5 protein-coding genes and 4 pseudogenes are annotated in these 6124 nt (G+C 57.2%); 1 reads left to right on the forward strand and 8 read right to left on the reverse strand.

The annotated features are described in order from the left end of the window. Window positions 1-251 precede the first annotated feature (251 nt). From AB4Y34_RS40580 to AB4Y34_RS40590, 3 genes and pseudogenes are all read right to left on the reverse strand, one after another. Window positions 252-440: pseudogene (locus AB4Y34_RS40580) on the reverse strand (IS4 family transposase); the annotation flags it as partial. A 45-nt stretch (window positions 441-485) separates the two neighbouring features. Beyond that, window positions 486-1187: an IS6 family transposase gene (locus tag AB4Y34_RS40585; protein WP_368719182.1), complete on the reverse strand. Its 702-nt coding sequence runs from the start codon at window positions 1185-1187 to the stop codon at window positions 486-488. A 41-nt stretch (window positions 1188-1228) separates the two neighbouring features. Continuing rightward, window positions 1229-1354 (reverse strand): annotated as a pseudogene (locus AB4Y34_RS40590) (methyltransferase); the annotation flags it as partial. A gap of 87 nt (window positions 1355-1441) precedes the next feature. Between AB4Y34_RS40590 and AB4Y34_RS40595 the strand changes: the two are divergent. Beyond that, a pseudogene (locus AB4Y34_RS40595) lies at window positions 1442-2260 on the forward strand (IS5 family transposase). Here the strand turns inward: AB4Y34_RS40595 and AB4Y34_RS40600 are convergent. The 5 genes and pseudogenes from AB4Y34_RS40600 to AB4Y34_RS40620 form a co-directional block, all read right to left on the reverse strand. Further along, window positions 2235-2732 carry a hypothetical protein gene (locus AB4Y34_RS40600; protein WP_368719183.1) on the reverse strand — a complete coding sequence of 166 codons (498 nt, stop codon included), beginning with the start codon at window positions 2730-2732 and terminating at the stop codon, window positions 2235-2237. The pseudogene AB4Y34_RS40595 and the gene AB4Y34_RS40600 sit on opposite strands and share 26 nt — an antisense overlap. Before the next feature lie 11 nt (window positions 2733-2743). Next, window positions 2744-3481: a hypothetical protein gene (locus AB4Y34_RS40605; RefSeq protein WP_176370075.1), complete on the reverse strand. Its 738-nt coding sequence runs from the start codon at window positions 3479-3481 to the stop codon at window positions 2744-2746. 553 nt (window positions 3482-4034) lie between these two features. Next, window positions 4035-4304 (reverse strand): fucose-binding lectin II, encoded by a 270-nt coding sequence (locus tag AB4Y34_RS40610; protein WP_309235211.1) that lies wholly within the window; start codon window positions 4302-4304, stop codon window positions 4035-4037. Between the two features lie 486 nt (window positions 4305-4790). After that, entirely contained in the window at window positions 4791-5327 is a 537-nt protein-coding gene (locus AB4Y34_RS40615) for an ATP-dependent endonuclease (RefSeq protein ID WP_368719184.1), read from the reverse strand. Window position 5328: 1 nt separating this feature from the next. Then, window positions 5329-6124: pseudogene (locus tag AB4Y34_RS40620) on the reverse strand (ATP-dependent endonuclease); the annotation flags it as partial.

Below are 6124 nucleotides of genomic sequence, written 5' to 3' on the forward strand. Positions count from 1 at the left end.
TGCGAATAGTTCGGCATAACGCGGGCGAGCGTGACCACGGCGTGATGGCCAGCGATGAAACAAAGGTTTCGAAGCGAGTGATCAGCTTCGGCAGTAGTGCCGAAGATTGATCATCGTGTAGGCGAGGATTTTCAAAGCGTAGTGCAGGCGGCTGAGTCGCTCAAGGCGCAGCAGCAGGCGCCGGAACTTGAAAATCATGTAGCGGGCCTCCCACCGCCGCCCTTTCGAGCGACGGGGTTAAAGTCATCTCGTTATACAGAAGTGTCATAGCCGTCGCGCAGGATCTGAATGGTGATTACCGCATCCATGACGCGTTGCATGCCAATCCACAGTGTCTTCGCGCCGGGTTCTCCATCGCCCTTGCGCCCCAGAAAGCCGCCCAGTGCCGCAACCATCCGGATCATCTGGTTGAGGGTCGGTGGCTTTTTCGGGTTCTGTCGCAGTAAGAGCGAGAGGTCGGCCAAGTCCGACATGGTATGGATTCCTTATCTAGCCAGTGAATAGAATTGCTGCGCGGGAGTTTGCCCAACGCCGCCGTCGTTCAATTGCCCCTTGACGATCATGTGCATGATTTCGATGCCACCCAGGAGAATGCGGGCGCAACGAAATTTCTTGAACCCGAGCATCGGGCGGGTCCGGCGCTTGATCGCCCGGTGGTCCTGCTCGACGATGTTATTCAGATACTTTTTCTGGCGGACCTTGATCGGCAGATTCCGCCTGGCGTTGATCGCCTGCAAGGCAGCCAGATTCGATCCGCTCTTATCGAGCGTCACGGTCTCGGGCTCGCCATTCTGGTCGATTGCCTTTTCGAAATAGGCCCGGGCCGCAGCCTTGTCCCGTCGGGCTCGCAGCAGAAAATCAACGGTGTTGCCTGCCTTGTCGACAGCCCGGTAGAGATACCGCCACTCCGCCCTGATTCGAATGTAGGTTTCGTCCATCCTCCAGCTCCTGCCGACTGTCCGTTTGCACCGTCGAAACGCCTTCTCCAGGACCGGCAACAGTTTGAGTGCCCAACGATGAACCGTCGAATGATCGACCGCAATCCCGCGCTCGGCCATCATCTGTTCGAGATGACGCAGGCTCAGCGGATAGGCCAAGTACCATCGAACGCACAGCAACATCACGTCCAGCGGGTAATGCAACCGTTTGAGTACTTTTGCCACACCCGGACTCAGCTTCTTGGTCATCGATCAAGTCACCCATTAAGGCCCGTCAGCATAGCAGACCGCCTTATTGCGACAGATCCCAGCAACGCGCCTTTAATGTGGATCCCGCCGCCGCCCCCAATATCGAGCATCAAGCGATGCTGTCGGAGATCAAGACGCGTGGGCCAGACCGGCGCATGTGCGACGCTAAAAGGCCAGTTCAAAAAGAGCGCGGAAGGGCTGTTTACTTTCCCGCGAAACGGTTAACCTTGAATGCCTGAACAACGGATCAAGGAATGCCGGCACCTATCATCGATGACGAGCTGTGGGCACTGATCGAACCACTACTTCCACCGCCCAAACCGCGACGCAAGCGATACCCAGGGCGCCTCCCGGTCTCGGACCGTGCAGCACTCAACGGCATCCTGCTCGTGCTGAAGACAGGGATGCGATGGAACCATCTGCCGACCCGGTTGGGCTTCGGCTCCGGAGCGACCTGCTGGCGTCGGTTGCACGACTGGCAGCAGGCCGGGGGCTGGGACAAGCTGCATGGGCTGCTGCTCGACAAGCTGCGCGAATCTGGCCAGCTCGATTTCTCATATGCGGCTGTCGATTCATCGTCCGTGCGAGCCGTTGGGGCGGGCCAAAAACTGGGCCAAACCCCACCGATCGCGCACGACCAGGGTCCAAACACCACATCCTCGTAGACGCGAACGGCGTTCCTGTCAGCGCGATCCTGACCGGCGCGAACCGCAACGATGTCACGCAACTGCTGCCGCTGGCCGACGCTATCCCAGCGATTCGCTGGCACCCGCGGCCGGCCGCTTCGCAAGCCCAAAATCATCTACGCAGACCGAGGCTACGATTCCGACTCGCATCGCTGCCGACTTCGCGAGCACGGGATCAGACCGGTCATCGCCAAGCGCCGCGCTGAACACGACAGAGGCCTCGGCAAATTCCGGTGGGTCGTCGAACGGACTCATTCGTGGCTCCATGGTTTCCGTCGTCTTCGCATTCGTTTCGAACGCTGATCTGACATTCACGAAGCATTCCTCAAACTAGCCTGCTCACTCGTCTGCTGGAACATCTTCAGTCATGCTGAGCAGCCTTTTTGAACTGGCCTTTAAAGCTTTGCATGGCTCTGGTGAACCGGATGCCGAGTTCCCGTTGCTGCTCACGGGTACGGAATATATCTGCCGCAACGCATGCTTTGGGCGTATTGCGCTGCAGTGCCTCTTCGATACCTTTGAGAGAATAAGTCTCGGCGTTGTCATACATCAAGTCCCAGAAAGCGCCAAAATATGTCGGGCTGCCCTCGAGTAGCAGATCCTCTCCAAGTGTCGTTAACCGGTATGCTTCCCCCTCACGATAGACAAAGCCAAGTGCGACAGCTGTATTTGCCAACGCTACCGCTGGGCGTCTGGCGAGCCCAAGTGCGCAGCTAATCTCAGCGAGTGTGGATGCGCCTTCGCCCAGCCGACGAAATATTCCAAGGCGATGGGCAACCAGCATTGCCGGATAGATGAAGAGGCCAAAGGCGACATCGTACGCGGCGGTGTCGTCCTGGCGCGACGCGTCGTGTGTCATGATGGCGACCGCTATATGTGAAATGGCGTCTGCGCAGCTGTGCCACAATCAACGCTGTTTCCCGCCTTAGCAGCCAGTTCGATCTGGGCGACGGCTTCATGTGACCAACCAGCGAACGCATCAAAGACTCGATCGACGAGAGCGATGCACCGATCCTGCTCTTCGCAGTTCAACTCAATGTGAGCCAGGTCGACATGCCCTCCATTTTGCAAGTGCCCTGATTCAAGAGCGAAATGGAACGCCCCCATGTAGCGCAGTTCGATACCTGTCTGGTCCCGCACTGCATCGGCCAACCGCGTGGTCAGTGCAAACAGCACGTTTCCAGTCTCTTCGATTGCTTCGATAACGGCGAGCTTTTCGACGCCGCTGCACCCAGCCAGGATTGCGCATAGTTCGTATACGAGCAAGCGGCTATGGTGGGTCTCCTCGGACCACAGGGCGCGCAACGCATCCGTAGTAGTAGTCATCTGGCTCCAGCCCAGTTTTTCCAGATCTTCGAGAAACCACGGCCAATGATGATCGTCTTCGTATGTATGTGCGTTCACCCGTTGCTGATAGATGTTGGTCGCTGGCAGGCGACGCAGTACATACCGATTGAGATCGCCAAACGCCATAATGAAAAATGCAAAACCGGGCATAAAGCCGAGCTTCACTAATGCCGATAGATTTCCGTCACGCAGGCATTCAAACAACGGAAGATCGTCATATACGCGCCTTTTGCGCATTATGTGGGTAAGCACCTTCTCCATGGCAAATGTCCCTTCACGTCCATCCGCACCTTCCGTCATCACGCGCACCAGCGCATCTTCGACTGCATCAGGTATGCGCCAGTCGTACGCATCGAGCATCTCCTTATCGTGCCATCGCGATATGCAATGACATTTCCATTTGCGCTCCTATGCAGTCTCGTTTCAAAACCACCATAGCTGTCTCGAATGATGTCGGTCGTGAACGACCGGGCCTGTTCGCAGGCCTGCGATCCATCTGCAAACGACCAAGAGCACTTCATCGACTCGCCGCTGTTTGTCGAGATGCGTGCGCGAGCTGCCGGTCGCACGGTGAGACGGTGTAGCTCCCCAATCCGCGAAGCATGTCGGTTGTCGCGGCATTGAGAATTCGATGCGCAAAATTGCTTCTGCACGCGCGATCCATTGACCGTGCTGCTTCGTAGTTTCGATTTCTCTGTCATCGGGGTAGCGAGTTCCACCGACGCGCTGTGCGACATCCTTTCCGTGTGCGTGGACTATTGTGGTACCTGGCAGCGCGACGACACGCCTCCCACTCCAGACGTGCCGCAAACCGCTACGACAGTCTTGTTGAGCCGAGCGGCCAGTTCAAGACCACGATGCCATCGTTATAGTCGCCATCGGTGCCGTCTTCCGAACCGACCAGCGCGAAATTCAGCCTGTTTGCGAGCGTTGTTTGGACCGAGACCAGATCCGATGCCTTGTTGTTAACGGTTACCTTTATCTGAACGTTGCCTTTGCCGGAGTTCAGGACTTGCGAGCCGATCACTTTGTTGTCGGTGCTCTGGCCCGTGAAAGTCGCGCGGACTTCGTTGTCGACCAGCACATTGATCGTCTGAGTCCCCCGCGGAATTCGCGAACCCCGTTATGCCGAAGCGGATGTTGGGCGGGAGCGTGAAGTAGCCTTGTGGAGGCATGATGAAGCTCCGAAATTGATCTTGTTTTCTGCCGCCCGCAGAGACGGGCCGTCGCAGAAGCCAATGTAATCTTCCACTGCGGGTACTCTACGGTATCCATCGCGCGGCCCGAGATCTAGCTAGCAAGGTAGTCAGGTGCGCGCTGGCACGAAGTGTGAAGGGGTCTCGGTCATCACGGCGCTCGCCGAAGAAGGCTTGATGTGCAATCAGACGGTTGAGCCGCTGCCGTTGAATGGACGACATGGTGGTCAAACGACGGGCTAACCGCCGCCGAGATCGGGCTGCTGCTCGCCAATGCGAGGATCGACGACATCGCCCCCGGCATCACGAGACGCAAGCGCCTGCTTAACGCCTTTGTGAACTGCCAGAACGAGCTGGGACACCGCGGGAACATCCTAGTCCACTGAACCAGATGAATTGCACCGGCTGCGTCGAGTTGAATCGGAATACTTCCATTTCAACGGGGTGGCCTGCTTGTTGTATTGGTGAATGTAGGAAACGCCATCCAGCCCCTTGCACCTCGTCTGCCGGACGCCGGCTTGCGCTCCAGGCACGTCCCGTGCGAGGAAGTAACGGATACTTTCGACTCCCGCTTCGTTTGCGACGTGTGACGAATGCGTAGAAACGACGAACTGGACCGGCCAGGGTGTCTTGTCATCTGTACTGTCCACCAGCAACTGGGCCGTTTTGGCGAGTTGCCGAATGAATACCTCCTGCATCTGGGGATGCAGATGCGCCTCGGGCTCCTCGATGAAAATGAGGTGGACGCCTTGGGCCGTCGTTTCGGCGCGAAAGGCTTTGTAGAACCCGGCCAGTTGCAGGAGGATGAAGATCAGATTGCGCGCGCCGAGGCCGTTGTACGATTCAGGCAACGCGACGCCGCTGTAGCCGGCGTAACGAACTTTCGTGAAATTGGACAATAGCTTTCGCACGTCAAGAAGGGGCTCGGTATGCAGTTCCTGATTGCCTAACCCAGGGTATCCAAAGCTCTTCAGGGCTGGGGATCAATCCCTTTAGCTGTCCAACGAAGTTCGTATCAATCTGCGATTGAATACCCTGGACGGCTTCGGTCAAGGCATCTGTGATCTGTTTGTCAGCCGCATCTGCCGAAGCGGATGATGCCGTTGCGAACAGAAGCTCGACCGTCTTTGCAAGGACATTCGACTCTCGTGACGTGACGTCATCCAGGCCACGCTGCGCGTTGATGAAACCCGTCTTGACCAGACCCTTCACTGCGCTCGGAAGGAGATGACGCTGGTTTCCAGCATCATTGGGGTCTTCCGCCCATATGCGTGTTGCATAGTTACCTGGTATCCGATCCCGCAACGTACGAAAGAACGTTAGTCGAGTTTCGGCGGACAATGGCGTTGTCGGCAGACCATCAAGAAGCGGGGAAAGCTGACCGTCTTTCAGCTCGTAGCGAACGACTACAAGCGCCTCGGTGCAGTCAGGGTCGAGGTCGATGACAAACGGACTCAGCGGTCCCAATTGCGGCTGATTCGGATCGTACTGGAAAGTCAGTCGCCGCTCGATGTACGGGATGAGAGCCCGGACAATATCGTCGTGTTCAGTGTTGCTCCGAGCCTCCCAGGCTCGACGAAAGTCCTCATAGCAGGCGCTTGAGAAGTCTTCAAGCTGAAACTGCGCGCTTCCGTCGGCGATTAGCCGTCGGATGACTTCAGAAAGCGACGTCTTGCCACTGTTGTTGCGGCCCACGACGACTGTAGTA

Source organism: Paraburkholderia sp. BR10954, from assembly GCF_040965775.1.
Classification (GTDB): domain Bacteria; phylum Pseudomonadota; class Gammaproteobacteria; order Burkholderiales; family Burkholderiaceae; genus Paraburkholderia; species Paraburkholderia youngii.